Here is a 26,550-nt window from a genome sequence, read left to right on the forward strand (position 1 = left end):
CCTTCTTCCCTAAGAAAATCCATGCCGTAACTGCCAAAGGGTTCATCCTCAAACTTATCCTCTTTATATTTGCCTATACATTAAATCAAATCATCCAATAACTCGCAACTTGAGTTAATTAGGTTCGAGATAAAGTAGTCAGGGTGTTGGGCTTCAACATCAAATTGGCTTAAACACTCTTTAGGGAAATCTTTCAGGTTAGCCGTTACAATCACATCCGCGTGGCAGCGGATGGCTGCAGCCACAATATGGCGATCGTCGGGGTCAGGCAAAGCGACTGCTGCAATAAGGCTTTCATACTGCTCCACATTGGAATCAGGGAAAGAACCGTTCATCGCCTCAGGGACGCGCTGTAGCTGTTGCCTGCTGAGATCAGGGCGGTTCATGAGAAGGTTCCTTGTCCACTCCTCCTGGATTTTGTCAGTCCACTTAGGGGTGTATAGGTCCAAAGCCGCTAAATGCAGCAGCAAGTCCCTGATAGGGGCTGGGTAAAGCACACAAGCATCAAGAACGGCAACAAACCTGGGGGAATGAATCATTCGTAGCCTAGATTTAGCTCCTGGGCTTGTTTAGCCAAAAACTCCAGGTTCTTGCTTCTCCTCTCTTTTAGCTCCGCCTCGTACTTTAGAAGGTTCTCAAACAGGATCCTTCTGTGGCTCCCCACTTTCTTAAAGGGAATGGTCCCCTCTTCAAGCAGCTTCACGATGTGCGGCCTGGACACGTTGAGCATGTCTGCCGCCTGCTGGGTGCTCACCTCCGATTCTGAAGGAATAAGCGAGACAGTCTTCCCTTCGGCCATGTTCGACAGGATATGGAAAAGCAGCTCCAGGGCCTTCTTTGGCAAGGTGATGTACTCCCCGCTTTCCTGAATCCTAATCTTAATGACATCAGGGATGGCTCTGCCTGTCCTGATGGCATTTCTAAACCCTAAGAGGGATTTGCTGGCTATCTCCTGGTCTTGTAAAGTCGGTTTTTCTATCACTGCTTCCATACTGCTATCTTGTTTCATTCAAATCTAATAAACGAAATAAACGAAACAAAGTTCAGCGCAGAAATTGTTTTGAAAACCATTGGAGAGGAAGCTGGCTTATGCCAAGACCACGGCCACCGAGGAGCTGCAGCAGCTGGCGGACAAGGCCATCCTCACCCACACGGGCCATGGCCGTGGCTCCAAATATGAAATGGCCAGGTAATTGGCCGCGAATTGGCCACTGCTCGTCCCGAAATTCTGGGGTATTGTGACACGGCAACAGGCAGCAACGAGGGCCGTTGCTGCCTGTTGCCGCCTGCTGAAAAAGCCACAGCTACAGCGCCTGTGCGCGGCAAAAGCCGCTTTCGCGGGCAGACACGCTGTTCCCGGCAGGGCTGCCGCTCAACCGGAAAATGATTTTCGGGCCCGGACTTTTTAGCCCATTCCCATACCGTTTTTCAAAACAGCCCGGAAGCAAAAAGCCCGGCCATTAGCCGGGCTTTGAAAATACAAGCTTACATTTACAGGGTTTGAATAAGTCACACAATAACTTCCCCTAAGAGAAAATTTTCTCTAAAGTCTTTAATAGAAAGACTTTTGAAACTCTGTTCGTTTATCTTTTCTGAATAGACTAAATTCATCGCAAATGTACCTTTAGCTTCCCGGGAAAGTAAGTTTAACGAATTTTCTTTATCTCTTAACTCTCCAAGCAAATGATCAACCACCATTCCCTTAATTAACAATGGCTTAAAAATAATAATTAGATATTCATTATTATGTTTACCAAGAATAGAAACATCTATTGCTTTTTCTGTCCCAAATTTCCAAGGCTCAATAATATTAAGTTTACAAACTCTATTCTGATTTTCCATTGTTAATTTCCGTTCTTCAGTTGCTTCACTTTCATAACTTCAGCAGTTACCTTACCAGTTGCTGTCCTTTCTACTCCACCTCCGGGCATTCCATATGCAGGCTGTACTTTTGTAGGCTTTGAAAAGGCTCCTTTAGGTATCTTCAAAGTAACTTTAACCTCAGGTTTTACAGGAAGTGCTAATCTTTGCGTTACACGCTTAGCATCATTACTGGCTGCAGTTGTTGCGTAATGCGTTCCTTCTCTACCACCTCTAACCAAGCCTGTTTTTGTTGTGGCAGCAAGTTCTGCTTTAGACATTGCCCTTACAACATTTTCAGTTTTATTAACAACTTTATCTAAAACTTTGCCCCCTACGCCAGCGGCAGCCCCAACAGCGGCATCGATCGCTACAGATTTCACGGTAACTTCTTTCCCTTGAACCAGGTTATTTACCGCTCCACCTGCCGCATTTGCAGCCGCAGAAGCGCCCGTTGTAGCAAATAAGCTTGCCCCGCCGGTAAACCCTGCCACGCCGCCCGTTATTCCACTCTGAAGGGCTGAACCGCCAACTGCACCCCAGTCGCTTACTTCTCCGTTTTCATATAATTGTGAACCAGCTTCAATTGCCCCACCAACCATTGCGCCGATTCCGGCACCTATTGCTGCGGTAATACAAGTCGGGCAATCACCGTCCGGGTCGTCGTACCTGATAGGGTTATTTAAATTACTGTTATAAGGCGTCCACTCTTCGTACCCTTCAACCATTGGGTCGATCTGCCACCAACGACCTAACTGCGGGTCCAAAACCCGGTATTTGGCCATACTAACATTCAGCCCCAGCTCTTCCTGTTTCTCGATCCCGTTGTACTGGAACAGGTGATCCGGCGCTCCCTGCCTTTCAATGCCCGCCAGGTTAAGGCCCCATGGGTCGTAGTGCTCCTAAATGCAAGGCTGCGCCCGGCCAGCGCTGCTTACGTCACTAAAGATAGTGGATTTACTATAAAATAGTCAGGTCTTGGAAATGGTAGAGAGAATCATGTAGCTATAGGAAGAGCCGAGGGGATACGTTGTTTTGTTGACTAAAATAACTAAATGGGCGGTACAGGAATATCACTCTATCGCACAATCTCTTGTGTTTTAGTGACTTTTACTTTTACATGGACGATAGAAAAGGAATAGGCCCATCCTAAGTGGAAGGGCCTATTTGAAATAAAACAAGAGCATGAGCCATAAGTCCACACCAGCAATAATTAGAGATTATTCATCAGGGGTATCTGAGACATAAATAACTTTTCCAGCATTATTAAAAATAATCTGGCATTGATAAGACGAGCCGGGTGGAACTCTGTAGTCATAATATATTTCACCTCTATATTCTCTTCTATCCATAGGACTACCCATAATTTTTATTACTTCAGTTGTGTCCATTCCAATTCTAATGGCCTTCACATTATTGATTGTTTCTTTACCTACAATAGCTTCTTTACTAAACTCGCTGTTATAAATTGAATAGCCTATTACAAATAAAAATATGCTAACAATAATGAATAAAATCAGAAACTTCCCTTTCATATCTAATTCTTCTTTAACTAGTTGAATACTTTCTTATACTGATTTCTATTCCCTACATCGTTAAGAAACTCACCAATATATGTAGCTATTTGTGAAGGGTTTTTATCAATCAGAGTCCCGTATTTTTGGAAAAATTCTACTCCTAAACGATTTGAAAATAGATCTTGTGGGTGGAAAGCACTATCCATTGCATGATCATCTCCAGTCGCAAGTCCATACAAGCCTTTAAAGAATTGCTTTACTTCATTGCCTAACCCCATCATTACACCTTTCTTTCCAACAACTAAAAAGTGTATCATATCAATTTGTTCTCCAGGGTTCAATGGGTCTCTAACAAAACCATACCGAGCATCAGCCAATCTATTTGGAAATTCAATTCCTAAAAATGACTCGTCTCCCAACATGATTTCTTCATAGGTCATACCTTGGAATCTATCTACAAAATCGTCTACGCTTCGAGGCCTTTTCTTATATTGATTAGTATAGGGATCCTGTTGTTTAGGTTTGTCACCATTTTGGTCATTCTTGTCCTCATCCTCATTTTCATTTCCTGCACCGAAACCTAGGCTTGCTCTTAACTCAATGAAAGCATTTTGGGCATCTATGCCTGTATACTTCACCCCTCCAACTACATCCTCAACGGCCATTCCATCAGGATCAATGAAGCGTAGAGGATTATTAACAGCATAATTATAAGGCGAATGTCTCCTGCTTATCTCCGCCAGCGGGTCCACTACATGCCACCTGCCCAGCTGCGCATCATACATCCTGGCCCCATAGTCCATCCACTCCAGCCCCAGCTCTTGTTGCTTCTCCTTGCCGTTGTACTGGAACAAATGATCCGGCGTCCCGGCCCTTTCGATGCCCACGAGGTTGGCACCCCACGGGTCGTAGTGCTCCAGAGTGCAAGACTGTGCCTGACCGTCGCTGCTTACGCTATTAAAGATAGCGGATTTACATTCATGACAAGTTATTGGAAGGAATAAGCGTTGCGTTGTGGCTATCGCAACGAAATGAGCAGCGCACGAACACCGTTTAGCCGTGTATTACTTATAAAGTAGTAGCGGCTGTGGGACTTTGGACAAACAATGGAAAACAAAAGCCCAATCCACATAGGAAAGGGCTTCCGCATTTTCTTGTATAATAACGCCAGTCTTTAATTGAATACCTTAACAAGCCCCCCTGCTTTCAGTTTATCCGAACATTAAGCTTAAGGAGCTTAGCTTCAACAGTTATGCTTATTTGGTCTAATGAATAGATTGAATGCTATCAGAATGGTATAGTTTATCTAAATTATAATTAACATTATCTTTTAGCTTCATCAGACTATCTGGAGCAGGACTTTCATGTAAAGTTCTGCTATCTATATAACCTCTGAGGTAGTTGCCATTTTCATCATCTGTTAAATAATAAACGACTTCAGCCAATTGTGAATCGGGAGTAAAGCCCATTACGTAAACGGGTTTCTTGAATAATATGCTTTTTAAAGGGAAATTAAATACTGGCGTTTCATTGCCACTAATCAACTCGTCATAATATTCAGTAATCCCATCTTTGTACTTTATATCATCAATAACCATTACAGGGTTCAAGACCCCACGGGTGTCATCATAGCTGTACATTTTTGGCTTATTGTGTACGTCAACATGAAAGTTCTGAGAGTAATTGTGTGCTATTACATTCCAGATAACTATCACTATTACTACACACAGAGTACCGTAAATAACTTTTTTAGTTTTCTTTGATCTCATACAATAATTTGTCTTCCCCGATTTATTTTGATAGCTACCTAGCTTTCTTCTCATAGTCTCGTGACATCCACATATTGTTAGATGAGGTGACACCTTCTTGTGAAACATTTACACCACTATAGATTTTGACACCAGTGTCGATCAACTTGCCTTTTGTATTCATGGTAGCAACTGTTGCTTGATAACCTACAACGTTTTTGTCAGAATCTAAAACTGCCGTCGGATTGTTTATCTTCCAAGACTCAGCAACTACATTTGTTGAATTATTAACAACCTCAGCTTCTCTGTCAGTAAGGGAAACAGACTCCTGAACAAAAGTACTTGTCGTTGAGAATTTAGCACCTGCTTGTAGACCAAGTGAAAAAGATGCAGAGTTCTCGCCTCCACTTATCCCTACTCCAAGTCCAAGCTTAGCGGATGGCTTAGCCGTAGGCACTCCGAATGACTGAGATGTTTTAGAAACTGATTCAACAAAAGTATCTGATGACCAATCTTGTCCAACTCCTACTGACAGTCCGGCATCGGCTCCAAGAATAAATTGAGGGTTATTGCTTCCACTATGTAGATTCTGGTTTGTAGGCCCTACAGCGGTTGCAAGAGTAAAGTGTGTCTTTCCAACTTTATCATATGCAATTCCTGATTGCTGAAGTATACTACCTCCGTACCCTACTCCTGCAGATGCTGAACCTTCAAAATAGACAAAAGTTACACCTTGCCAACCTCCTGTTGGTGCCATCCCATCCGGGTCAATGAACCTGATCGGGTTGTCGAAGGCATAATTGTAGGGCGAGTGTCGGCGCATCTGGTCCGCCAGCGGATCCACCACATGCCACCTTCCCAGTTGGGCATCATACATCCTGGCCCCGTAGTCCATCCAGTTGAGCCCCAGCTCTTCCTGCTTCTCCTTGCCGTTATACTGGAAGAGGTGGTCCGGAGTACCAGCCCGTTCGATGCCCACGAGGTTGGCACCCCACGGATCGTAGTGCTATCAATTTCTATAAGGGGCGAATGACATTCATCACCTTAAGAGACTTCAGTAAACCTTCACCCTCTCATTCAATGACATAATCATGTCATTGCAAGGACTTTTGTTGCTTTCTTTAGAAATAAAGTAAAGGCTATAGTCCCACGCCAATAGAGAGTGCTACCTTACAGCAAGCTAAAAGGCTTCAGTTGTATCTAAATAGCTTTTAAATGGATATTATACATATCCTTAAGTTCCGATTCTTGCCTGTTATAATAGTTTACTGTAATTGAAAAATCAAAATCAGTATCCACTAAGAAGCAAGTGTTACTATACCCGTATTTAGCTACATTTAAACAATGTTCTTTGGCTAATGAATTTTTAACTATATACATACCACAGTAGTAGACATCATCGGAAAATATGTAGCATTTCCTTTCATCATTAACACTAGTAAATATAGATTTTAATAACCTTGAAGAAGTAGAAGTTGCGTTATCTGGAAGTAATTCTACCTGCTCTTCAATTTTAGGAAAAACCTGTTTCACATGATTTATTACTTTATCAGACTCTTCTAAACTTACATACTCTAAGTCGGCCTCTCTAAAGCCTGAAGAGAGGAAAGTTTCTTTGTACCTACTTAAAAGACTCTTCCCCTTATTTTTCCTAATAACCAAGTCTAGTTTACTGTTCATCTTTCTTATAATATGATTTTCCTTTCGGTTGCTCCATTCGAGGTTTGTTAGTAGTGCTTCTACCGGTTCCACTTCGGTTCAAACCATCAGGCTGACTCGCATCTTTTTTTGTTCTACCAGCTTCCCAGTGAGGTTTACCACGGTGGCTTTCATCATTCTTTGCATCTTGAACTGTATGTTCACCATCTCTATCGAGATATACTTTATCTTTAGAATTAGTCTGTTTGTCCTGATGCAATGGTCGACTTGTAGGCACTCCACCCTTTCTCATAGCATCTCTACGTGCAGCACGAGATGTATCATGAGGGTTACCCTCAGAACCTTTCTGCTCCTGTTTATTACTCTTCCCTGTACTATTTAATGACAGCGGCTTGGTAGATTCGCCTGGCTGTCTTAGAGACTGAGCGGCAGAAACCGCCGGGCTACTGTACAAGATGCCCGGCGCCGATGTATCCGTATGCTTGACAAGCTCGGTTAAGCCTACTGCAGCCCCGGTAGCTACAACCGCTTCTGCCACTACAGTTGCAGCAACAGCCAGAGCCTCCACGAAAACCGGGATAAATGGAGCAACCAGGCAAGGGCAAAGGCCATCTGGATCGCTGTAGAGCACCGGGTTGTTGTAGGCGTACTGATACGGAGTCAGGTCCTCCTGGGCCGCCTCATCGGCCATCGGGTCCACAGATTGGAACCTGCCCAGCTGCGGATCATAGTTCCTGGCCTTCAGGTCCATCCAGTTGAGCCCCAGCTCTTCCTGCTTCTCCTTGCCGTTATACTGGAAGAGGTGGTCCGGAGTACCAGCCCGTTCGATGCCCACGAGGTTGGCACCCCACGGATCGTAGTGCTCTTAAATGCAAGCTAATGCCCCCTGCTGATGCACCGAAATCATGTTTGAAGTTAAGGGTTTTTCAGACACTGCGCCGTCTTATAAGAGCAGTAGAATGAAATTTATTCTACAACACACTTGTTACTTGTAACGTAACAAGTTATACTTGCAGCATGATCGTCAGCTTTAAACACAAGGGCCTGGAGCGCTTCTTCCTCAAAGGGGACGGCTCTAAGCTGCAGCACGCACACCTAAGCAAGATCAGGCTGATTCTGGCCACCCTGCACGCGGCCGCAAGCGTTCAGGACGTGAACGTACCGGGCTGGGACCTGCATCCGCTCAAAGGGAACCTGAAGGACCACTGGTCAGTGAAGGTGAACGGCAACTGGCGCATAACCTTCCGATTTATGGGCGATAAGGTGGAAGTGCTCGATGTCAACTATCAGGATTATCATTAAGTAGACCGTAAAACTAAACATTAATACTATGCTCATGTTCAACCCCCCGCATCCGGGAGAGATCCTCCGCGAGTATGTAAACGGCACTGGCAAGTCAGTGACGGAGATCGCCTTGAGCCTGGAGATCAGCCGAAAGAACCTGTCCATGATTCTCAACGAGCACGCCGGCATCAGCGCCGAGATGGCCTGGAGGCTGTCCGCCGCGTTTGGTACCAGCCCCGAGTTCTGGGTCAACTTCCAGAAGAACTATGACCTGTGGCAGGCCCAACAGAAAGTGGATGTGTCCAGGATAAAGAACCTGCTGCAGTCTGCTGCCTGAATCAACAGATCTCATTGGCTGATGCAACTGATTATTCAGCATATGAGCTCTTATTCCGCAAATATGCGGAGAATAAATAAATTATTCTCCGCACCTGCTTTTATGCATGCTATAGTGTTGCGTGGTGGCCTAAAGTAATTCAGGACAAACTAATTGGCCGGTAATTGGCCGAATTGGCCATAGCATCGAAATGATTATCCTAAAAACAAGTTACACATGCCTTACATAGGCGCAAGTGTGTCACAAAATGGGCGTTTTAAGGGACTTTAAGCTCAGTGACCCGTCCTAAAAAGCTGATCAGTTAAATCATCAATTTTTCTTCTGGTTCTTTGCTCCCTTAAATTTGAGATCAAGATGTAAAAGCTAATTTTTGGCCTGCAGTCGCTATAGGTACGGCTTAGGATCTGGATATGCAGCGGGTTATATTGCACCACAACGAAGCCCCGTACGGTCATATAGAAAGTATGGTTTTGCTTACACCGATCAAAAACAAAAAGGCAAGGCAAAAGCAAGGTCGGCCAGAGGGAGTGTATTTAGCCTTATTTTACCGCAGAGCACTCCAGCCGAGAACACGCATGAATCCCGCTTAAACCTGCCAAGAACCCGTCAAACGGTAGTAGCGGTTATTCTCTGGATAAGCAGTTTCTATTTTTGGCATCTTTTTCTGAAAACAGCCCGGAAACAGCTCTCAGTCGAAAAAGAAAAAGCCCGCCCCTGATAAAGGAGCGGGCTTTCTTGTTGATTCTACAGGAGAATTCAGGTAGCGGCCAATACTTGATTATATTACTCTCTGCCGCTATCTCTCATGAATTTTACTTTGCTGCTAGCATCTTTAATCTCAAAGGACTCTTTGCTAGAGGATACTATAAGCCATCTAAACTTAATCTCTCCGTCTTTGCTGAGGAACATAGAATCGTTTTCAATTTTATATGAGTATCCTATCTCTTCAAAGTCAGGCGACATGCTTAAATCTCCATTCTCCTCGTTGAACCGCAGTTTTATAACAACACCATCTGAGTCATTTGAAATCCATGTACCATTATAATTATTGTAGCTCCCGGACATATCTCCTGACAAGAGAGTAACTGAGGCGTAAGTAATCAAAACAAACAGAGTAAAAACCACCGCTAAAGCCATCTTTTTAGTCCTTGATGACTTGTTTACTATTTTAGATACTACAAAATAGCTAATTATAGCTCCAACCCCTCCACCTATCCAACTATATATGCCAGAGCCAAAAGCTTCCTTAGAGAAGAATAAAAAGGTTAAAAAGATGAAAACAAATATTGCTTTGCTGTAATAGTCGCCTTTGTTTAAAAAATTCATTTTGATAAAAATCCTACTGTACAACTTCCTTTAATTTATCAGACTTTGCATTATCAACTACAACAGTCCCTACACTAACTGCTCCATCAGCTACTTTAATGGTTGCGTTCATGGTAGATTGTTGTGTTTCCCTAGCCAAATTTAGAGCTTTCTGAGCCGCAGTCCTAGACTCCCGTGTTGATAGCTGGCCACCGCTTGCTTTTTTAATCTCTTTAACAGTCTCTTTCAAAAACTTTTTCTGTTCCTGAAAGCCTATCTCTTTAGTTAGTTCAGATTTTATGCTAGACTTTATACTGTTCTCAACAGGTCCCATCACAGCCTCACCCAATAAAGTTTCGGAAATTGCCAAAGTAAGGGAAAGCATGAAATCAGTCTGGTCAAATCCTTCTTGGGAACCCAAGGCCATGTTAACTCCCTGCTCTGTTAGATTACCTGCAACTGCTCCTCCAATACCCGCTGCACCGACTACATATGCTGCGTTAGCACCAGCCAATCCTGCGGCCGTTACAGCAGCTCCCCCTAATCCAACTGTGAAACCTGCCACAGCTCCAGCAGCTGTAGTAGCCATCACCTTTTTCCAACCGCCATCCTTAAAGCCATATTTTAAGGCTCCATATATAAAACCGCCCGCTGCTCCAACTGCTGCAAGTGGGCAGGTTGGACATTCCCCGTCAGGGTCACTGAAGCGTATTGGGTTGTTGTAACCATACTGGAAAGGACTCAGGCTCTCCTGTCCGCCCTGGTCAGCCTTAGGGTCTACCACATGGAATCTGCCAATCTGTGGGTCGTAGTTCCTCGCCTTCAGGTCCAGCCAGTTAAGGCCCAGCTCGGTCTGACGCTCCTTGCCATTGTACTGGAAGAGGTGGTCCGGCGTGTTCTGCCGCTCGATGCCCGCCAGGTTGAGGCCCCACGGGTCGTAGTGCCTCTAAATGCGCGCAGATGCGCCCTGCTGGCGCAGCTTTGCTTCATAAAGATAGTGGAAGTGCTGAATCTTTTTCTAACCTGCCTACTCCAACGGGTGGAAACTCTCCACGTCACGCTGCAGCGATTGCAGCCGGTCCTGCCGGTAGCGCTCTGTGGAAGAGACGTGCCGATGCCCTGCCATGTGCTGTACTACCCTCACATCCCTGCCTTTCAACCAGTGGCTGATGACGCTCATGCGTAGCTGCGTGGCATTCCGTACCCCCGGGATTGTCCTGCGCAGCTTTTCCATGAGAAACATCAGCACGTTGGTCAGATCCCTTCCCCCTTCCGGCGCAGTCAAAAGCGCAGCCTGACCATACCCGTCCAGGTAATCGCGCAGTGGGCCCAGCTGTGGCTCCTCTAACCGCAGCACTCTTCCATTGCTCCTGCGGGTGGCCGGAACGTGCAACAGGCCCTGCTCCAGATCCACATGGCCGGGTTCCAGCGACTGCAGCTCTCCCACACTCAAACCCTGGAAGACCAGCAGGCCCACCAGCACCTTTCGCTGCAATCCGCCGGTGGCATGGTAGAGCATGTCCAGTTCTCGACGCTCCAGCAGCCCGTGCGGCAACCGGCGCACATCACCCCTTACATAGAGATTGGTGGCTGGATTGTAGTCGGTAAGCCCCATGTGAATCAGGTACTCAAAGTAGTGCCGGGCTGCCGTGAGCCCCTGGTTGAAGTCACGCTTGCTGTCCCCACGCAGCAGCCGCTGCTTCACATAGCCCAGCATGTGCCGGTAAGTCAGGTTTTCTGCCGTCAACCCTTCCCGCCTCATCCAGGTATGCAGTTTGCCCAGGGCAAAGGCATAGGTTGCAGTGGTCTCAGGGCTAAACCCCTTCTCTGCCTGCAGATGCTCCTTAAACTGCTCCATCCAGCAAGTGCGTGTAGATCTGGGTGGACTCCAGTTTGGTGTGGCCCAGGAAGCGGGCGATGCGTGTGAGCCCCATACCGCGCTCCAGCAGGTGGGTGGCGATGGCATGGCGAAAACTATGCAGGTTAACGCGCTTCTGCAAAAGCCCCGGGTTCCCTGCATCCGCCTGCAGGGACCTGAACCGCAGCGTGATCGTGCGGTCGTTGACACGGGTACCACGGGCACTCAGCAGCAACGCTTTTTTATCGCGCCTGCATCGGTACCGGCACGTATCCAGGATCTCAGGCCTTGCCTCCTCCAGGTAGCGCCGCACGTGGCGGACCACACCGGCACTCATGGGCACGTAGCGCTCTTTGTAATTCTTCCCCTTGCGCACATACACCAGCCCCTTCTCCAGCAGCACGTCTCCCACGTCCAGGCCGATGCCTTCTGAGCGCCGCAACCCGCAGCCGTAGAAGAGCGCCAGGGCGGCGCGGTCGCGGATCCCGAGCATGTCATCTGCGCCAGCGCTGAAGAGCAGCTGCACCTCGTCCTGTGTCAGCACGGCGTGCAGCTTGCGCTCCGGCTGCACGGAGCTTTTAGGCAGCGTCAGTCCCCACTCCCCGGTCTCCCGCAGGTAGCGGTCCAGCAGCTTCAACGCCTGCCAGTACTTACTTTCATAGGCCATCGACAGCTTGCCCCCGCTGCGCTTGCTGGCCCTTTCGGATAGATAGGAGAAGAAAGCCTTTACCTGTTCCCGTTTGACCTGCCGGATCCTGTCTACTTCCTGGGTTTCCAGAAAATAAAGAAACTCGCGCAGATGCAAAGGTGCGTACCTTAGGGTGCTCTCAGCGTAGCCCAGCACCAGGAGCCAGTCAGCAAAGGATGCCTGGAGCTCCAGGAAATGTGGATTGTCGAGCGGCAGCTGTTTCATCGGCCGCCAGTTATTGAGTGTGTCATCATGCAAGCAGTGGAAGTGTTAGCAATTACTTCTGTTAAGCTGCAAAATAGCAACAACTCAGCGATCTAAAATGACTTTCTGAATCGGGAAAAATGTCGTGTAGTGATGTGAGAAAGAAGATCGAAAACGTCGCAGCAGGAAAACACGGGGTAGGTTTTACCAACAACAAGGGTTATGACAAGTTGGCAATGCAGTTACAAACAAGAAGTCAAATTTAAACAGCAAAGCCACTGCTATCCGGTGGCTTTGCCGTTTAAATTTGACGCTGCAATGAGGACATCCAACGGGAAGTGCAGCCCCCGGTGCAGGTTCCGGATCATCTCCAGGGAGAGTGACCGCTTTCGGCTGAGCACTTTGGATACATTGCCTTTATTGCCCATATAAGGCACCAGGTCCTCCTGCTTCAGCCCCAGTTCCTCCATGCGGATCTTGATGTACTCAATCGGATCAGGTTCTTCTATAGAATAGTGCTCCTCCTCGTATTTGTTGACGATCATAGCCAGAATCTCCAGCTCATCCGCCTCGGGGGTACCTGGCTCCGCTTCCCACAGCTTCCGTATCCTTTGGAGTGCGGTCTGGTAGTCGGCTTCGGTATGAATTAATCTAATATCCATGGTTGAGATTCCTTAAGTGATACAGGTAATGTGTGGCTTTCCTGTTAAAGGTCCTTTAGCTTGATCTTATCGTATTCGGCATGTGTGCCGATCCACAGCACAAACACTCTCTTTGCCCTGAACCCCACCAGGGCCACCAGCCTATAGTCATTTGCCTTGATGTTGAAGACAACCTTTCCGTCCACCACCATTTCCGCGCTTGGGTAGTCAAGCCGCATGTCATTCACGCTCCCCCACTCGGCCTTCTTGGTCGTCTTGAACCACGCGGTCAGATAGGGCTTGGCGGCTGCATGCTTTTCATAGTACTCCCTGATGGCCTTGTAGCTGATGATGTGCATGGGTTAAATGTTTACGGCAAAGGTAATAATTTGTTGTCATAAAGACAACTTTTGTTTTTTATCTTGTTATGCTCTGCCACAAGCAAAACAGGATACATCTGACTAGGCCTCCGCTTAACATAACCTTACGTATATGGACTCCATCTCCTACTACTAAGTTCTGTCAATAGATACAGCACGTGCCACCTGCCAATCTGGGCATCGTACATCCGTGCCCCATATTCCATCCAGTTTAAACCTAGCTCAGTCTGCTTCTCCTTGCTGTTTGGAACTTGTGGTCCGGCGTGCCCTGTCGCTCGATGCCCGCGAGATTAGCCCTACGGATCGTAGTGCTAAAGAAGGTAATAGTGTGCCCGCCCGGCGCTGTTACTCTCGGAAATATAGCGATTTAGCTATAGATAGGAATGGTAGGCAGCTTAATCTCCGCAAATGTATTCGCCCAACTTCTAACAGTTTCTTTATCACATTAACAATTTAAAAAAAACAGTATTCTAAACCAAAATCCCAATACTGCATCTCAAAACTTCACAATTGCTCCCAGACTAAACAAAACCGCATCCTGCTAACAGTACCCTAACAGTTTATAGGTAACGAAGCCGGTAATTTCGTGGATGAGCAGGTGCCAGGAGCTGAAGGAGACGATGTTGGGTATAATCAGTTCGTCTGGGGTAAAGCGGCGCTCGTAGCCGTAAAAGTCGGTGGTAAAGCTGTCGGCCTGCACGCCTGCCTTCCGGAAGCAGGCTGCGGCCCGGCGCATGTGGAACGCGGAAGTTACCAGCAGCACCTTTTTGAACTCCGGATGTTTTTGTAAATAGGCAGCTGTTTTCTGTGCGTTCTCGCGGGTATTGCGACTATCGCTCTCTGTTATAATATCCTGCTCCGGAACGTTGGCAAGCAGGAGCAGTGCTTTTATCTGTTCTGCCTCCGGTATCCTGTCCTTTAGAATATAGCCACTGCCGCCGGTTACCAGAAACTTCCTGATCTTGCCCATGCGGTAAAGTTGCAGCGGATGCAGAAAGCGGTCCGACCCTTTCGAAGTATGAATCCTGTCTGGAACATCCTCCCGGTACGATGTTACACCCGTCAGGATCACCGCCACGTCATAATCCACCACATCCTTCACGGGCATGGCCTCCACTTCCCAGGAGCGCCACGCTTCATTCGATAAAAACGGGTTCGAAAGGATGAGCAGGATGCCCAGCGCGGCCAGCAGGAAAAACCGCCGCCGCTCCCGCGACTTCAGGAGCACAGCCAGAACCAGGAACAGCAACACCCAGATAAAGGGCATCAGCAAAAACATCAGTGTTTTAGAAAGGAGGAAGAACATGGGTCACAAACGCAGGCTAAGTAATACAGACACAAACCCCATGGCCAGCCTGCAATCAGAACCTGAGCAGGCGAAAGCACATGGGGGAAATGATCCGTTGCGGCCAGCAAGTTAGGAATTACCTCCGAAGGAGAAAACCCAGCTAAAAGAATTTGCGGAAAACCCAGAGCAACACAGAGAGCAGTATACTAAGCAAAAGCATGCTGGTGATGGGGGCAAAAAAGCGCAGGTTCTTCCGCTCCAGCCTGATATCGCCTGGTAAATGACCAAACCAGCCGAGTTTATCCCCCGCAAGCCAGAGCACCAAGCCAACCACAACAAGCAGCACCCCAATTACAACGATCGTTTTACCAAGCGGCTGCATACTTTACTGCCTTTTGTTATCTATACTTCAACTTCATTAAAACCCGGCACTCAACCCCAGCGAGAAGCTAAGTATATCCCATTTTGTTAAAGACTCATCCTTAAAGGCAGAGGTCACGATCAGGTCGTAGGTGCCCACTTCGCCAAACAGGCTAAGTTCTTTTATGAGCCCGCCGTTATTTATGGCACGGTTAAGCTCCATGCCGGCCCCGCCTGTTACACGTAAGCTGCTCCTCCACCAATAATAGTCTTTGGTGGGATAAGCGCTATCCCAACTCGTGGAAAACTGGCTTCTGAAATAATAGCTAAGCCCCAAACCAACGCGCAAGGGCGTCAGGCTATACTTGTCGTTCAGTTCTATTCGCTTAAAAGGCTTGTACCTGGTGCGCAGGGTAAGCAAATGCAGCGATTCTTCTGCGTCCTGCTTTGGCACAAAGCCATACAGTAGCTCTGCCGTTAAATGCTTGTGCTTAAAACTATAGCTCGGACCGGCAGACAGTAGGCCTATGTTTCCGGCAAACTGCAGCGTAACGCCATCCGGGGCATACCATTTTCGGGGGGCTGCTGTGCTATCCGGTATCGTCTGCCCTAAAGCGAGGGCGGGGATGCTTAGCAAACAGATAAAGAGCAGGAGTAATTTTACACGCATCATATACTTTTAAAAATTAACACGTTCGTAACGCACCTCTTCCCCTATCACTTTAAACACCACGTATTCCCGTTTTTGCGTAGCAGCCGTTTCCAGGTAGGGCACGGTGCCATCAAAAGGCCGATAGAAATTAAAACTGTGGTTGTGGCCATGCAACGAGAAACGCACTTTATACTTGCTGAGCAAACGGAAATACCTTTCCTGCTTGTCCGGCCCGAACTCCTGGTTGGTGGGCGGGATATGCGACAGCACAAACACATTCTGATAGCCTGAGGAGGCTTCCAACTCCTTTTCCAGCCAGTCCAGGTCAGGCACTTGCTTGTCAAACACCAGGTAGTTGGTATTTAAAAGTATAAACCGGTTGTCGCCTACGGCAAAGCTGGTGTTATAATCCCCGTACATGGCCCTGAATACCTCCTGACCGTTGTTTATGGCATCGTGGTTGCCCACTACGGCCACGTAGGGTACTTTCAGCTGCTTAAAGTCGTCGTGTATCAGCGTAAATTCCTTGGTCAGCCCAAAATCAGTCAGGTCGCCGCCCAGCAGCAGGAAGTCTATGTCGTTGCGCTGGTTGGCATGGCGCACCAGCTGCTCGTTTTCCTCGTAAAAGCCCTGTGTGTCTGATGTCAGGATAAACGTAAGCGTATCGTCGGGGGCAAGTGTCAGCTTGCTTATCTTTTCGATGTTCTTCTTGTTGATGTCCTTCTCACTCTCCTTCAGCCGCACTTCATACGGACTGTACGCAAACTCCTCGCAGGACGGCAAAGCCATAGCCAGCGGCATTAAAATGGCCATCGCAAACAGTGCCTGGCGTCGCGCCTTTTTTTTGGTAAACATGGTCAGCTTTCTCGCTTATATTTATTTTTGATTTTACCACAGTTGCTGGCGTAATGTTGCAGCGTTCGTGTAAAGGTTGTTTTATTACTATATAATGCTTCTTTAATTTTAATTTTAAGAAGCAAATTGTGTCGTATAAAGCTTTAGAGGCATGAATGATATTCAGATTCTAGCTTTATGGTTAAATCAAGTTACGATTCACCCACCCCTAGCCCCTCCGAGGAGGGGAATTGTTTCCAATTTTTGAAATCATGATGTAGCAAGTTGGCATAATATAAAATGCTGGTATGTGAGTTCTTCTGCACATGGATCCACAACTGGCATTTAGTCCTTATCAAAGTAAAAGGGCAGCGTGATTCCCCTCCTCGGAGGGGTTAGGGGTGGGTTTACACCTTCCATGCATCGTATAAATCGCAACCAGAATTAATTCATAATCGCCTAAGAACAACATCTCTTCCTTACCGGTATTACAGGCCGGTTTAGGTGCCTTTTACACCTTCTAAAAGCATGAGTCTTTTACCTTTGCTAAAGGCATCTACCTTTTAATTTTTGCTTCTTTCTCTTCAATCTCCCAAGGCACGCTTTGCCCAACAACCACCTGCCTAAATAACAGTAGCGAAAGCACCTTCGCCACCACGCTAAACGCGCTTACTTGCTCCCAGTAAAATCAAACACTACACCGGTCATTTCCTCTGTTCTTTGCCACAATTCTTTTGCCACCCGCAGGTTTTTCGATGCCTTGTTAGAGCGGACAAGCGTGGGTTTGCCGCGCCACTCCTTAAACCCGTCAGGGCCTACGTACTCCCCTCCTTTTATGTCAGGCGACAAAGCGGCGTATAGCGTTGGCTCGGCACCGGCGGCGGCACTTTGCCCCAAAAGCGGGCTAAGCCACTGCAGTGCCGCTGGCAGGTGTTGTGCCAGGTTGGTGTCCGACAGGCCAGGGTGCGCCGCCACCGACAAGGTTTGCCGGTTGTTTTTCTTTAATCGCCTGTCCAGTTCGTAGGCAAACAGCAGGCAGGCCAGTTTGCTCTGCCCGTAGGCTTTGCGCTTGCTGTATCCCTGCGCAAAGTGCAGGTCATGCAACTGCACCGGGGTCCAGGCGTGTGCCAGGCTGCTTAACGACACCACGCGCGAATGAGGCGTGCTCAACAGAAGCGGTAAAAGCAGGCCAGTCAGGGCAAAGTGGCCCGTGAAGTTCGTCGCCAGTTGGCTCTCTATCCCATCCGCTGTCAGTTGGTAAGGCGACATCATAATACCCGCGTTGTTAATGAGCAGGTCCAGCCGCTGGAAGCGCTGCTTATAGGCGGTTGCAAAGTCACGCACCGACTGTAGGCTGCTCGTGTCGATCAACAGTACCTCCACCACCGCCTTGGGGTGTGTCTGCAGGATCTTCTCCTTTGCACCACGGGCTCTTTGCTCGTTTCGGCAGGCCAGGATCACATGCATGCCCTGGCCGGCTAAATACAGCGCTGTTTCGTAGCCTAAGCCGATATTGGCCCCCGTTACAACGGCTATTCTTCTTGCGTTATCCGCTTCTTTCATGCTCCTTTAACTTAAATGTGCCCCGGATGTTTTTAAAGCCCCACATTCCTGCTGCTTTTCTGAAGTTTTAAATGCACCCATCGTGACTAATGCAAAACTTTTCCGCGCGGGTTTCTTCCTATTTATACTGCTGCCGGCTACACCAGGGCGGCTGCAAACGGAAAGCGCGCTATGTTTGGTTTAGCAAGCAAAAGATCGATAAAAAGCTTAAATTTGAGTTCTGTTGATGTACCCTAACCCCGAATTACCTTGAAAGTTTGTATTGCTGAGAAACCAAGCGTAGCCCGCGAGATAGCCACGGTGTTAGGTGCCCGAACGAAGAAGGATGGGTACTTTGAAGGCAATGGCTACCAGGTAACCTGGACTTTCGGGCATTTTTGCACCTTGCGCGAACCCGACGACTACCGCCCCGAGTGGAAGCGCTGGAGCATGTACGACCTGCCCATGCTGCCCGAGCGCTACGGCATCAAACTGATCAAGAACAAAGGCGTGGAGCAACAGTTTAAGATCATCAAGCGCCTGCTCGACCAGGCCGATGAAGTGATCAACTGCGGGGATGCCGGCCAGGAGGGGGAAGTGATCCAGCGTTGGGTCCTGACGGAGGCAAAGTATAACAAGCCCTTCAAGCGCCTTTGGATCTCCTCGCTCACCGAGGAGGCGATCCGGCAGGGGTTTGCCAAACTCAAAGACGGCTCCGACTTCGACCTGCTGTACCAGGCCGGCAAGAGTCGCGCCATTGGCGACTGGCTTCTTGGTTTAAACGCCACCCGCCTCTTCACCCTAAAGTATGCACAAGGCCGCCAGATGCTCTCCATCGGCCGTGTACAAACCCCTACGCTAGCCATGCTCGTGAACCGGCACCACGAGATCGCCAACTTTGTGCCCCAGCCTTTTTGGGAGTTAAAAACCGTATACCGCGATACCACTTTCTCCAGCACCAACGGGCGTTTCCAGCAGGAGGAGGAGGCACAAAAGATCATGGAAGCCATCCAGCAGGCCGAACTGACGATTACGGACGTAGAAACCAAGAAGGGCACCGAATCCACGCCCCGGCTTTTCGACCTGACCTCGCTGCAGATCGAGTGCAACAATAAGCTGAGCATGTCGGCGGACGAGACGCTGAAAACGGTGCAGAGCCTTTACGAAAAGAAAGTAGTGTCTTATCCGCGCGTAGACACCACTTTTTTACCCGATGATATTTACCCCAAGATACCCGCCATCCTGCAGGGCCTGAGCAATTACCGCCAGGAGGTGGCGCCGTTGCTGGAAACCAAGATCCGCAAGACAAAAAAAGTATTTAATAACAACAAGGTAACCGATCACCACGCCATTATTCCAACCGGCGCCTCAGCCAACAGCCTGTACGGGCGCGAAGCCGATGTGTATGATATCATTACCAGGCGTTTCCTGGCTGCTTTTTACCCCGACTGCATCGTTAGCAACACCACGGTGCTGGCTGATTCTGCAGGCTATACTTTCAGGGTGAAGGGCAAGCAGATACTGGAGCCAGGCTGGCGCGTGCTGTATGGCGCAGAAGACATTAAACCGGAGAGCACCGGCAAAGACGAAGAAGAGGCGTCGGGGGTGCTGCCCCATTTCGACAAGGGAGAACACGGTCCCCATGCCCCCCTGCTCGACAGAAAAATGACCAGCCCGCCCAAAGAGTACACCGAGGCAACCTTGCTTAGAGCCATGGAAACGGCAGGCAGGCAAATGGACGATGACGACCTGAAGGAAGCCCTGAAGGAGAACGGCATCGGCCGCCCCTCCACCCGCGCCGCCATCATCGAGACCTTGTATAAAAGGCAGTATATTCGGAAGGAGAAAAAAAAGATCGTACCCACCCAGATGGGCATCGACCTGATCGGCGTTATACCGAACCAGACGCTGAAGTCTGCCGAGATGACGGGCCAGTGGGAGCGCAAGCTCCGCCAGATTGAGGGGGGCGAGTTTAAGGCTGAGGCTTTTTTACAGGAGCTGCAGGATTTTGTGATCGGGCTGGTGCAGGAGGTAAAGTATGACAAAGCCACCGTTACCCTGGAACCCCAGCAAGAGCAACCCAAACAGGCGGCTACCTCTCCCAGAAAAGCCAGTCCTGCTGCAAGCCCAAAGGCAAAGGCCCCGGCTGCCGGGCTGGGCTCTTGCCCAGCCTGCAAAACGGGGCACATCCTGAAAGGCACCAGTGCCTTTGGCTGCAGCCGCTACAGGGAGGGTTGCCGCTTTTTACTGCCCATCGCGCAGCAAGGCAGGCAGCTTACCGAGAAACAGGTACAAGCCCTGTTAAGCAAAGGCAAAACACCCCTGATCAAAAATTTTAAAGATGCACTGAACGAAAGCTTTGATGCCGTGCTTGTCCTGAGCCCCGACCATCAGTTGGAGTTCCGTAAGGCTATAAAAACGCCAGCTACCGACCCCTATGCAGAATGCCCGCGTTGCAAACAGGGCAAAATACTGAAAGGCAAAGCCGCCTACGGGTGCAGCAGGTTCCGGGAGGGTTGCCACTTGCTGGTGCCATTCGAGAAGGGAGGCAAGCAGCTGACCGACAAGCAGGTCGCGGGACTGTTGCAGAAAGGTAAAACGCCCAAGATTAAAGGCTTTGTATCTGAGAAGACCGGCGATACTTTTGAGGCCGCTCTCATTCTTAATGAGCAATGGCAGGTGGTATACCAGTTTTAAACAGGAAGGGCGCTGCAGATCTGCAGCGCCCTTCCTGTTTATACTTTACAGTTACCCTTACTTCACCGTAAATTTGATCTCCTGTTGCTCCAGATTCGTTCTTCTGTCCGTTGCTTTTATTTGCAGCGTGTAGTTGCCTGTGGTAACGCCAGCAAATGAAAGGGTGGTGTCGAGTTCCACAACATTTTTCCCCGGATATTTGGTGAAATTAACCAGCTTGTTCTCAGAATTTTCTCCTACAACTGTTAGCTCCAGTTCCTTTACCAGGTCTTTGTCCACCACGGTTATATCCACTCTAAGTCCTTGGGTGGTGGTGATGGTCTGGTTATTGGTTGGTGCATGCACTGTTACGCTCGGTGTGGAGCCATCGGGCTGCAGGCTTCCGTCTTCAAATAAATCCTCGCAACCTGTAAGCATACTTACAGCCAATAATGAGGCAAGCATTGTTTTCAATTTCATGTGGCGTTTGACTAAAAGTTGAATTCTTCCATTGTAAGTAACAGACAAATCAGCATTAAAATTGCATTGTTACGAGGCATTGGCTAATCGCTTATTGCCTGTAAAATTATTAATTAATCGCTAACTGCAAACTATTCGGCAAATTTATTTTATAATTCCCTGGTAGCCCCAACTTGCCACTATTTATATAAAAGATGCCACAAAAGACTTATCAACAATGTTATCAAACTTTAAACTGCACCAAACATAAAATTATTTTATTAAAATAATACAATTTATGCTTTAATATGTTTTGCCATTTATTCAATCTTCCTGTGCTAGCTCTAAAGTATAAGTCTGCCTGATGACGTTATTTTCTGTTATGCATATAAATAAAACTATTACTTCTGTCTATTTTAATATACTTGATAACAATTCGTTTTGGTAGCCGTAAAAAAACACGTCGCTCTTATTTTGCGACACGTAATGTATTTTTTAAATTCTAAACCAAAACCTATTATGAGAAGCTATGAAAATTCGGGATACAACCCGTATAATGACAATTACAGATCAGAGAGCAGAGGCTCCGGACGAAACTACTCTTCGAGTGACTACGACAGTTCGAGCCGCAACCGAAGCTACGGCAGCGATGACTATCGATCCGGAGGATTAGGTTCAGGTCGTGATGCCTATTCAAATTCAGGATATGGTAATTCATCGACATATGGCCGCTCTGCAGGTAACTCTAACTATGGCTCAGGTTCTTCTTATGGCTCCGGCTCCTCAGATTACAGCAACAGGCGCTATAGCTCTGATTACGACAGAGACCGCTATTCAGACCGTGACAGCTGGGACCGTGCAGGGGACCGCTTAGAAAGTGGCTGGGAACGAACCAAGAACCGCGTTTCTAATGCCTGGGATCGCGCCACCGACGACGATGACAACGACAACAGATACAGCTCAAACAGAACTTATGGTTCTAACTATGGATCTGGTTCATCATACGGATCGGGCTATGGATCATCGGGCTATGGTACGTCAAACTATTCTGACAGAGACCGTTACTCGTCTAATCGCTACTATTCCGATAACGACAGCAACCGTTATTCTTCAGACAGAGACAGACATGACCGCGGCTTCTTCGACCGTGCCGGTGATGAGGTAAAATCGTGGTTCGGCGATGACGAAGCAGAACGCAGGAGAAGAATGGATGAGCGCCGCGACCGGGAGCATGAGTCTAACTACAACCGGTATGGGAGAAGCTCAAGCAGCTACGGAAACACCTATAGCGGACCTCCCTACTCTTACGGATCATCTTCGAAGAGAGACTACGAGTGGTAGAAGCAGCTACCGGTGGCCGTATTCCTATGGCTACCAGTGGTAAACTACCTGAGATAGTGGATTAACTCCACAAGTAAGCCCAGCTGTTTTTCAGCTGGGCTTATATTTTTTTCCTCCTGTGGAATTCAGGCCCGGCGTTTAGTGCATGTCCATTATCTCTACCTCTGGCACGTTGAGGAGCTCCACCACAATGTTGCGCTCATGGGCAGTTTTGCTGAACTCCTGGATAGCCTCCACCACATCGTAATCAATAAAGGTGGAGTTCTCCCCGTCGATGATCACATGGCTGTTGGCTGGCAAATGATCCAGGGTGAGCATGATGCTGGCTTTGTTCAGAAAAGACACATGCTCGCTTAACTTTATGCGGATTATCTCTTTGTCCTTGTAGGCTTCCTTGTGATAGAAATACGGTGATTTGTAATTAGCCTTCAGGATGAAAAATATCCCGACAGCCAGACCGACGCAGATACCCACCAGCAGATCAGTGAACAAAATAGCAAGCACCGTTACGATAAATGGAATGAATTGCTCAGAGCCGATCTTCAGTTGCGACTTGTACAAAGAGGGCTTCGTTAGCTTAAAGCCTACCACCAACAGCACGGCAGCCAGGGCCGATAACGGAATCTGGTTCATAAGGCTCGCAAACAACAAGACTGAGAGCAGCAGAAGAATACCGTGCACAAACGCTGATACTTTGGTTTGTCCGCCGGCGGCTACATTCGTTGACCCGCGCACGATCACGGCCGTCATGGGAAGGCCGCCCAACAAACCGGCCACCAAGTTTCCGATACCCTGCGCCTTCAGTTCGCGGTTGGTATCGCTGCGACGCTTATGCGGGTCCAGCTTATCGATGGCCTCTACACTGAGCAGGGTCTCCAGGCTGGCCACAATGGCTATTGTAACGGCCACGATGTACAGCGAAGGGCTAGTTAGTTTTTCCAGGCTAAGGAACTGGAGTTCACGGGTCAGGTCGTTGAAGCTGCCTATCTGCGGCAGATTTACCAGGTGCGTGGCCGATATGGCAAGTTCGGGCATGAAATATCTAAAAAGGTAGTTGATGCCGATGGCCGCCGCCACTGCAACCAGCGCCCCGGGCACCATCTTCAGCAACTTATTGCGCTTCATGGCGGGCGTATCCCAGAGCAGGATAATGGCCATCGAGATCACACCGATGATCAAGGCGCCCAACTGTATTTTGGAAAAGGAATAGGCCAGTTCAGAGAAGGTGTTTCTACCGTCGGCCTGGAAAAACTGCATCTCCCCAAAGAAATCCTCGTCGGCACCTAAAAAGTGGGGGATCTGCTTCAGGATCAGGATAAGGCCGATAGCGGCCAGCATCCCTTTTATCACCGAGGAGGGAAAGTATAACCCGATCACCCCGGCTTTCAAGAACCCAAGCACCAACTGCAGCGCTCCGGCTATCACAACGGCCAATAAAAAAGACTCAAACGAGCCCAGGGTTTCAACGCCATTCAGCACGATCACGGTTAAACCGGCAGCGGGGCCGCTCACGCTCAGTTGCGAGCCACTCAGCCAGGACACCAGCACGCCACCCACTACACCTGTTACTATTCCGGAGAATAAGGGCGCCCCGGAAGCCAGGGAGATGCCCAGGCATAAGGGCAGCGCTACGAAAAAGACCACTAAACCTGACGGGATATCTTTCCCAAGATTGGCCAGGTACTTTGATTTTTGATTGTTTTTTCTCATCCTTCACTTGATCCAGGCCCGCTTTGCTGTTCAGCCATAAAACTGGCAGGCCGGCTTACATTACTTTGTTTAGAGCGTAAAGCTAGCTTACCGAGATTAACCTGGTATTAAAACCACATTAAAACGGCATTAAAATGAAGGATGGGATGGAATAAAGCCATACGCCTGTGGGATGCTGAGGGTCACCGTGGTGCCCTCAGCTATTTGGGAGTTAACGGAAATACTGCCTTTATGCAGCTTTAAAATGCGCTCAGCCAAGGGCAACCCGATGCCATGTCCAGTAATGTTTCTCACGTTACCGGCCCTGAAAAACGGAACGAACACATGCCGCAGGTCATCGCTCCCAATCCCGATGCCCTTGTCCCTCACCTCCAGTGCCACCCTGTGGTTTTGCACCCTGATCAGCCCGCTCACAGCCTGCCCGGATGGGGAGAATTTAATGGCGTTCTCGAACACATTCACCACCGCGATCAGCAGCAGCGCCTCATTTCCCTTGATCACTAACCGCTCTTCCTCCTCCGGAAAATTAAGGAAATCGATGGTGATGCGGGCGTTAGGGTGTCGTTTCAGGGCTTGTTCGCGTGCCAACCACACCAGTTCGTCAAACCGGAGCGTCGTCAGCTTTACCTTAGAGGGGTCTATGCTTGCCTGGGCTATTTGAAGCAAGCCGTTCGAGAGCGCCGTCAGCAGTTTCGCATCATCAAGGGTGGAGTGCAGCACCCGTTCATACTCTTGCGGCGCACGTGGTTTCATAAGGGCTACCTCCAGCTCCCCGATCATGGCGGTAAGGGGCGTGCGCAGTTCATGGGAGGCGTTGGAGACAAAGGTGCTCTGCATCTCAAAGGCCAGCTCCAGACGGTCCAGCATCTTGTTGAAGGTTTGTGCCAGGTGCGATATCTCGTCTTTTCCGGCGGCGTTGCTTAAGCGCAGGTGCAGGTCGCTGGCGCTGATCTTTTCCACCTCGCTTACTACCTTGGTAATAGGCCGCATCGCCTGCTTCGAAAAGATCCAGCCAGCAATGAGGACGATCACCATAGAACCCAGGAAGCTAATGAGCAGCACCACCCGCAGGTGCATGAGCTTGCGTAAGCTATAGGCGTCCACGGAAGAGGCAAACACATAGTAGTCGCTCTGGTTATCGGGGTAATAGATGCCCACCACCTGGCGCACGCCCAGCTCATACTGCACTTTTGTCCGTTGCTTAACCGCTGCCAGTTGTCTTGGGTTTACGCCCAGCTTGCCCTCGCCCTCCGAAAACACCAGCTTGCCGCTGGCGTCATAGATCCGGACGGCCTCCAGGGGCAGCACCTGGTAATAACTGATCTGGTTTCGCTGTTGCTGCGCCTTATTCACCTCATCCGCATCCAGCACAAATGCAGCCGTAACCAGCGCACGACGGCTGATGCGTTTATAAAAGTCATCCTGGCGGTAAATGGAGGTGAAATAGTAGATCACCAGCGAGAAGAGGATCAGGATGAGCGCAAAGATACTGGCAAACTGCCAGGTGAGTCTATACCTGATTTTCATACTTTAGCCTGCTCCCGTAGCACATAGCCCATGCCCACCAGGGTGTGTATCAACTTCACTTCATGGTCTTTATCCACTTTCTTGCGCAGAAAATTAATGTATACGTCAATCACGTTGCTGCCTGTGTCAAAAGAAGTTTCCCAAACCTGCTCTGTAATATCCACCCTGGAGATCACCCGGCCTTTGTTGCGGAGCAGGTAATGGAGCAGGGCAAATTCGCGGGCAGTCAGGTTGATGGGCTTGCCCCCACGGGTAACTGTTTTTCGGGCTACATCCAGTTCCAGATCAGCAATCTGCAACTGCTCTCCCGGGTTTGCCTCTGTGCCGCGCCGGCCCAGGGCACGCAGGCGCGCCAGCAGTTCCTGAAACGCAAAGGGCTTGGTCAGGTAATCGTCTGCACCGGCATCCAAGCCCGTTATTTTATCGTCGGTGTTGCCCAGCGCTGTAAGCATCAGTATAGGAATGTTTGCATTGTGTTTCCGGATCTCGCGGCATACTTCTAAGCCGTTCATAGCCGGCAGAATTATATCCAGTATAATCAGGTCATATGCATGCTGTAGGGCGAGTTTTATCCCAAAAGTACCGTCGTAAGCCTGGTCTACGTCGTGGTTTTGCTCCTCCAGGCCTCTTTTTATAAAAGCAGCCACTTTGGGTTCATCCTCTATCAGCAGTATTCTCAT

26 protein-coding genes and 5 pseudogenes are annotated in these 26,550 nt (G+C 48.7%); 6 read left to right on the forward strand and 25 right to left on the reverse strand.

Annotated features, from left to right (window positions below):
- Window positions 1–101: pseudogene (locus tag AC4BAN_RS10930) on the forward strand (IS982 family transposase); the annotation flags it as partial.
- Here the strand turns inward: AC4BAN_RS10930 and AC4BAN_RS10935 are convergent.
- Window positions 81–539, reverse strand: a complete 459-nt coding sequence (locus tag AC4BAN_RS10935) for a PIN domain-containing protein (RefSeq protein ID WP_490564443.1) — start codon at window positions 537–539, stop codon at window positions 81–83. The pseudogene AC4BAN_RS10930 and the gene AC4BAN_RS10935 sit on opposite strands and share 21 nt — an antisense overlap.
- The gene (locus AC4BAN_RS10940) at window positions 536–991 is read right to left on the reverse strand and encodes an excisionase family DNA-binding protein (protein WP_490564444.1); all 456 of its coding nucleotides are present in this window, start codon (window positions 989–991) and stop codon (window positions 536–538) included. Before AC4BAN_RS10940 ends, AC4BAN_RS10935 begins: the two co-directional genes overlap by 4 nt.
- 79 nt (window positions 992–1,070) lie before the next feature.
- Here AC4BAN_RS10940 and AC4BAN_RS10945 point away from each other — a divergent pair, with 79 nt between their 5' ends.
- Window positions 1,071–1,193: a hypothetical protein gene (locus AC4BAN_RS10945; protein ID WP_490564445.1), complete on the forward strand. Its 123-nt coding sequence runs from the start codon at window positions 1,071–1,073 to the stop codon at window positions 1,191–1,193.
- Window positions 1,194–1,509: 316 nt separating this feature from the next.
- On the opposite strand, the gene AC4BAN_RS10950 is transcribed toward AC4BAN_RS10945, so the two are convergent.
- The 8 genes and pseudogenes from AC4BAN_RS10950 to AC4BAN_RS10985 form a co-directional block, all read right to left on the reverse strand.
- On the reverse strand, window positions 1,510–1,842 hold the full coding sequence (locus AC4BAN_RS10950) for a hypothetical protein (protein ID WP_490564446.1): 333 nt from the start codon (window positions 1,840–1,842) through the stop codon (window positions 1,510–1,512).
- 2 nt (window positions 1,843–1,844) lie between these two features.
- Window positions 1,845–2,744: pseudogene (locus tag AC4BAN_RS10955) on the reverse strand (RHS repeat domain-containing protein); the annotation flags it as partial.
- Window positions 2,745–3,080: 336 nt separating this feature from the next.
- The gene (bamE, locus tag AC4BAN_RS10960; RefSeq protein ID WP_490564447.1) at window positions 3,081–3,395 is read right to left on the reverse strand and encodes an outer membrane protein assembly factor BamE domain-containing protein; all 315 of its coding nucleotides are present in this window, start codon (window positions 3,393–3,395) and stop codon (window positions 3,081–3,083) included.
- Window positions 3,396–3,412: 17 nt separating this feature from the next.
- Complete coding sequence (locus AC4BAN_RS10965; protein ID WP_490564617.1) at window positions 3,413–4,399, reverse strand: RHS repeat domain-containing protein; 987 nt, start codon at window positions 4,397–4,399, stop codon at window positions 3,413–3,415.
- Window positions 4,400–4,642: 243 nt separating this feature from the next.
- Window positions 4,643–5,200, reverse strand: a complete 558-nt coding sequence (locus tag AC4BAN_RS10970) for a hypothetical protein (RefSeq protein WP_490564448.1) — start codon at window positions 5,198–5,200, stop codon at window positions 4,643–4,645.
- Window positions 5,181–6,116 (reverse strand): annotated as a pseudogene (locus tag AC4BAN_RS10975) (RHS repeat-associated core domain-containing protein); the annotation flags it as partial. The pseudogene AC4BAN_RS10975 and the gene AC4BAN_RS10970, both read right to left, overlap by 20 nt.
- 209 nt (window positions 6,117–6,325) lie before the next feature.
- Complete coding sequence (locus AC4BAN_RS10980) at window positions 6,326–6,805, reverse strand: hypothetical protein (protein WP_490564449.1); 480 nt, start codon at window positions 6,803–6,805, stop codon at window positions 6,326–6,328.
- A pseudogene (locus tag AC4BAN_RS10985) lies at window positions 6,795–7,631 on the reverse strand (RHS repeat domain-containing protein); the annotation flags it as partial. The pseudogene AC4BAN_RS10985 and the gene AC4BAN_RS10980, both read right to left, overlap by 11 nt.
- 170 nt (window positions 7,632–7,801) lie before the next feature.
- Between AC4BAN_RS10985 and AC4BAN_RS10990 the strand changes: the two are divergent.
- Entirely contained in the window at window positions 7,802–8,086 is a 285-nt protein-coding gene (locus tag AC4BAN_RS10990; protein ID WP_490564450.1) for a type II toxin-antitoxin system RelE/ParE family toxin, read from the forward strand.
- Window positions 8,087–8,114: 28 nt separating this feature from the next.
- Window positions 8,115–8,405 (forward strand): HigA family addiction module antitoxin, encoded by a 291-nt coding sequence (locus tag AC4BAN_RS10995; RefSeq protein WP_490564451.1) that lies wholly within the window; start codon window positions 8,115–8,117, stop codon window positions 8,403–8,405.
- A 783-nt stretch (window positions 8,406–9,188) separates the two neighbouring features.
- On the opposite strand, the gene AC4BAN_RS11000 is transcribed toward AC4BAN_RS10995, so the two are convergent.
- The 11 genes and pseudogenes from AC4BAN_RS11000 to AC4BAN_RS11050 form a co-directional block, all read right to left on the reverse strand.
- Entirely contained in the window at window positions 9,189–9,731 is a 543-nt protein-coding gene (locus AC4BAN_RS11000) for a hypothetical protein (RefSeq protein ID WP_490564452.1), read from the reverse strand.
- Between the two features lie 13 nt (window positions 9,732–9,744).
- Window positions 9,745–10,638 (reverse strand): annotated as a pseudogene (locus AC4BAN_RS11005) (RHS repeat domain-containing protein); the annotation flags it as partial.
- Window positions 10,639–10,737: 99 nt separating this feature from the next.
- The gene (locus AC4BAN_RS11010) at window positions 10,738–11,568 is read right to left on the reverse strand and encodes a tyrosine-type recombinase/integrase (protein ID WP_490564453.1); all 831 of its coding nucleotides are present in this window, start codon (window positions 11,566–11,568) and stop codon (window positions 10,738–10,740) included.
- Complete coding sequence (locus AC4BAN_RS11015) at window positions 11,555–12,481, reverse strand: tyrosine-type recombinase/integrase (RefSeq protein WP_490564454.1); 927 nt, start codon at window positions 12,479–12,481, stop codon at window positions 11,555–11,557. The genes AC4BAN_RS11010 and AC4BAN_RS11015 overlap by 14 nt, the downstream gene beginning before the upstream one ends.
- A 260-nt stretch (window positions 12,482–12,741) precedes the next feature.
- Window positions 12,742–13,122 (reverse strand): helix-turn-helix domain-containing protein, encoded by a 381-nt coding sequence (locus AC4BAN_RS11020; RefSeq protein ID WP_490564455.1) that lies wholly within the window; start codon window positions 13,120–13,122, stop codon window positions 12,742–12,744.
- Between the two features lie 44 nt (window positions 13,123–13,166).
- A complete protein-coding gene (locus AC4BAN_RS11025; RefSeq protein ID WP_490564456.1) occupies window positions 13,167–13,460 on the reverse strand; it encodes a type II toxin-antitoxin system HigB family toxin in 294 nt (97 codons plus the stop codon).
- Between the two features lie 562 nt (window positions 13,461–14,022).
- Complete coding sequence (locus AC4BAN_RS11030; protein WP_490564457.1) at window positions 14,023–14,787, reverse strand: YdcF family protein; 765 nt, start codon at window positions 14,785–14,787, stop codon at window positions 14,023–14,025.
- Between the two features lie 142 nt (window positions 14,788–14,929).
- Window positions 14,930–15,151, reverse strand: coding sequence for a DUF2905 domain-containing protein (locus AC4BAN_RS11035; protein WP_490564458.1), 222 nt, complete (start codon window positions 15,149–15,151; stop codon window positions 14,930–14,932).
- Between the two features lie 36 nt (window positions 15,152–15,187).
- On the reverse strand, window positions 15,188–15,802 hold the full coding sequence (locus tag AC4BAN_RS11040) for a hypothetical protein (protein WP_490564459.1): 615 nt from the start codon (window positions 15,800–15,802) through the stop codon (window positions 15,188–15,190).
- A gap of 6 nt (window positions 15,803–15,808) precedes the next feature.
- Window positions 15,809–16,636: a metallophosphoesterase family protein gene (locus AC4BAN_RS11045; RefSeq protein ID WP_490564460.1), complete on the reverse strand. Its 828-nt coding sequence runs from the start codon at window positions 16,634–16,636 to the stop codon at window positions 15,809–15,811.
- 648 nt (window positions 16,637–17,284) lie between these two features.
- Entirely contained in the window at window positions 17,285–18,178 is an 894-nt protein-coding gene (locus AC4BAN_RS11050) for an oxidoreductase (protein ID WP_490564461.1), read from the reverse strand.
- A 249-nt stretch (window positions 18,179–18,427) separates the two neighbouring features.
- Between AC4BAN_RS11050 and AC4BAN_RS11055 the strand changes: the two genes are divergently transcribed.
- The gene (locus AC4BAN_RS11055; RefSeq protein WP_490564462.1) at window positions 18,428–20,854 is read left to right on the forward strand and encodes a type IA DNA topoisomerase; all 2,427 of its coding nucleotides are present in this window, start codon (window positions 18,428–18,430) and stop codon (window positions 20,852–20,854) included.
- 57 nt (window positions 20,855–20,911) lie between these two features.
- Here AC4BAN_RS11055 and AC4BAN_RS11060 read toward each other — a convergent pair whose 3' ends face one another.
- On the reverse strand, window positions 20,912–21,313 hold the full coding sequence (locus AC4BAN_RS11060; RefSeq protein WP_490564463.1) for a hypothetical protein: 402 nt from the start codon (window positions 21,311–21,313) through the stop codon (window positions 20,912–20,914).
- Between the two features lie 498 nt (window positions 21,314–21,811).
- Here AC4BAN_RS11060 and AC4BAN_RS11065 point away from each other — a divergent pair, with 498 nt between their 5' ends.
- Window positions 21,812–22,633, forward strand: a complete 822-nt coding sequence (locus AC4BAN_RS11065) for an SWFGD domain-containing protein (RefSeq protein ID WP_490564464.1) — start codon at window positions 21,812–21,814, stop codon at window positions 22,631–22,633.
- 138 nt (window positions 22,634–22,771) lie between these two features.
- Here AC4BAN_RS11065 and AC4BAN_RS11070 read toward each other — a convergent pair whose 3' ends face one another.
- The 3 genes from AC4BAN_RS11070 to AC4BAN_RS11080 all read right to left on the reverse strand — a co-directional run bounded on the left by AC4BAN_RS11070 (window position 22,772) and on the right by AC4BAN_RS11080 (window position 26,550).
- Window positions 22,772–24,343 (reverse strand): SulP family inorganic anion transporter, encoded by a 1,572-nt coding sequence (locus tag AC4BAN_RS11070; protein ID WP_490564465.1) that lies wholly within the window; start codon window positions 24,341–24,343, stop codon window positions 22,772–22,774.
- Between the two features lie 129 nt (window positions 24,344–24,472).
- Window positions 24,473–25,870, reverse strand: a complete 1,398-nt coding sequence (locus AC4BAN_RS11075; RefSeq protein ID WP_490564466.1) for a HAMP domain-containing sensor histidine kinase — start codon at window positions 25,868–25,870, stop codon at window positions 24,473–24,475.
- Window positions 25,867–26,550, reverse strand: a complete 684-nt coding sequence (locus AC4BAN_RS11080; protein ID WP_490564467.1) for a response regulator transcription factor — start codon at window positions 26,548–26,550, stop codon at window positions 25,867–25,869. The genes AC4BAN_RS11075 and AC4BAN_RS11080 overlap by 4 nt, the downstream gene beginning before the upstream one ends.

This window comes from Pontibacter sp. GD13, from assembly GCF_058216355.1.

What these genes read in the sequence shown, in the direction of transcription:
- AC4BAN_RS10935 (WP_490564443.1), bottom strand. Translation starts at nt 539, where the DNA reads ATGATTCATTCCCCCAGGTTTGTTGCCGTTCTTGATGCTTGTGTGCTT.
- AC4BAN_RS10940 (WP_490564444.1), bottom strand. Translation starts at nt 991, where the DNA reads ATGGAAGCAGTGATAGAAAAACCGACTTTACAAGACCAGGAGATAGCC.
- AC4BAN_RS10950 (WP_490564446.1), bottom strand. Translation starts at nt 1,842, where the DNA reads ATGGAAAATCAGAATAGAGTTTGTAAACTTAATATTATTGAGCCTTGG.
- bamE (WP_490564447.1), bottom strand. Translation starts at nt 3,395, where the DNA reads ATGAAAGGGAAGTTTCTGATTTTATTCATTATTGTTAGCATATTTTTA.
- AC4BAN_RS10970 (WP_490564448.1), bottom strand. Translation starts at nt 5,200, where the DNA reads ATGAGAAGAAAGCTAGGTAGCTATCAAAATAAATCGGGGAAGACAAAT.
- AC4BAN_RS10980 (WP_490564449.1), bottom strand. Translation starts at nt 6,805, where the DNA reads ATGAACAGTAAACTAGACTTGGTTATTAGGAAAAATAAGGGGAAGAGT.
- AC4BAN_RS10990 (WP_490564450.1), top strand. Translation starts at nt 7,802, where the DNA reads ATGATCGTCAGCTTTAAACACAAGGGCCTGGAGCGCTTCTTCCTCAAA.
- AC4BAN_RS10995 (WP_490564451.1), top strand. Translation starts at nt 8,115, where the DNA reads ATGCTCATGTTCAACCCCCCGCATCCGGGAGAGATCCTCCGCGAGTAT.
- AC4BAN_RS11000 (WP_490564452.1), bottom strand. Translation starts at nt 9,731, where the DNA reads ATGAATTTTTTAAACAAAGGCGACTATTACAGCAAAGCAATATTTGTT.
- AC4BAN_RS11010 (WP_490564453.1), bottom strand. Translation starts at nt 11,568, where the DNA reads ATGGAGCAGTTTAAGGAGCATCTGCAGGCAGAGAAGGGGTTTAGCCCT.
- AC4BAN_RS11015 (WP_490564454.1), bottom strand. Translation starts at nt 12,481, where the DNA reads ATGAAACAGCTGCCGCTCGACAATCCACATTTCCTGGAGCTCCAGGCA.
- AC4BAN_RS11020 (WP_490564455.1), bottom strand. Translation starts at nt 13,122, where the DNA reads ATGGATATTAGATTAATTCATACCGAAGCCGACTACCAGACCGCACTC.
- AC4BAN_RS11025 (WP_490564456.1), bottom strand. Translation starts at nt 13,460, where the DNA reads ATGCACATCATCAGCTACAAGGCCATCAGGGAGTACTATGAAAAGCAT.
- AC4BAN_RS11030 (WP_490564457.1), bottom strand. Translation starts at nt 14,787, where the DNA reads ATGTTCTTCCTCCTTTCTAAAACACTGATGTTTTTGCTGATGCCCTTT.
- AC4BAN_RS11035 (WP_490564458.1), bottom strand. Translation starts at nt 15,151, where the DNA reads ATGCAGCCGCTTGGTAAAACGATCGTTGTAATTGGGGTGCTGCTTGTT.
- AC4BAN_RS11040 (WP_490564459.1), bottom strand. Translation starts at nt 15,802, where the DNA reads ATGATGCGTGTAAAATTACTCCTGCTCTTTATCTGTTTGCTAAGCATC.
- AC4BAN_RS11045 (WP_490564460.1), bottom strand. Translation starts at nt 16,636, where the DNA reads ATGTTTACCAAAAAAAAGGCGCGACGCCAGGCACTGTTTGCGATGGCC.
- AC4BAN_RS11050 (WP_490564461.1), bottom strand. Translation starts at nt 18,178, where the DNA reads ATGAAAGAAGCGGATAACGCAAGAAGAATAGCCGTTGTAACGGGGGCC.
- AC4BAN_RS11060 (WP_490564463.1), bottom strand. Translation starts at nt 21,313, where the DNA reads ATGAAATTGAAAACAATGCTTGCCTCATTATTGGCTGTAAGTATGCTT.
- AC4BAN_RS11065 (WP_490564464.1), top strand. Translation starts at nt 21,812, where the DNA reads ATGAGAAGCTATGAAAATTCGGGATACAACCCGTATAATGACAATTAC.
- AC4BAN_RS11070 (WP_490564465.1), bottom strand. Translation starts at nt 24,343, where the DNA reads ATGAGAAAAAACAATCAAAAATCAAAGTACCTGGCCAATCTTGGGAAA.
- AC4BAN_RS11075 (WP_490564466.1), bottom strand. Translation starts at nt 25,870, where the DNA reads ATGAAAATCAGGTATAGACTCACCTGGCAGTTTGCCAGTATCTTTGCG.
- AC4BAN_RS11080 (WP_490564467.1), bottom strand. Translation starts at nt 26,550, where the DNA reads ATGAGAATACTGCTGATAGAGGATGAACCCAAAGTGGCTGCTTTTATA.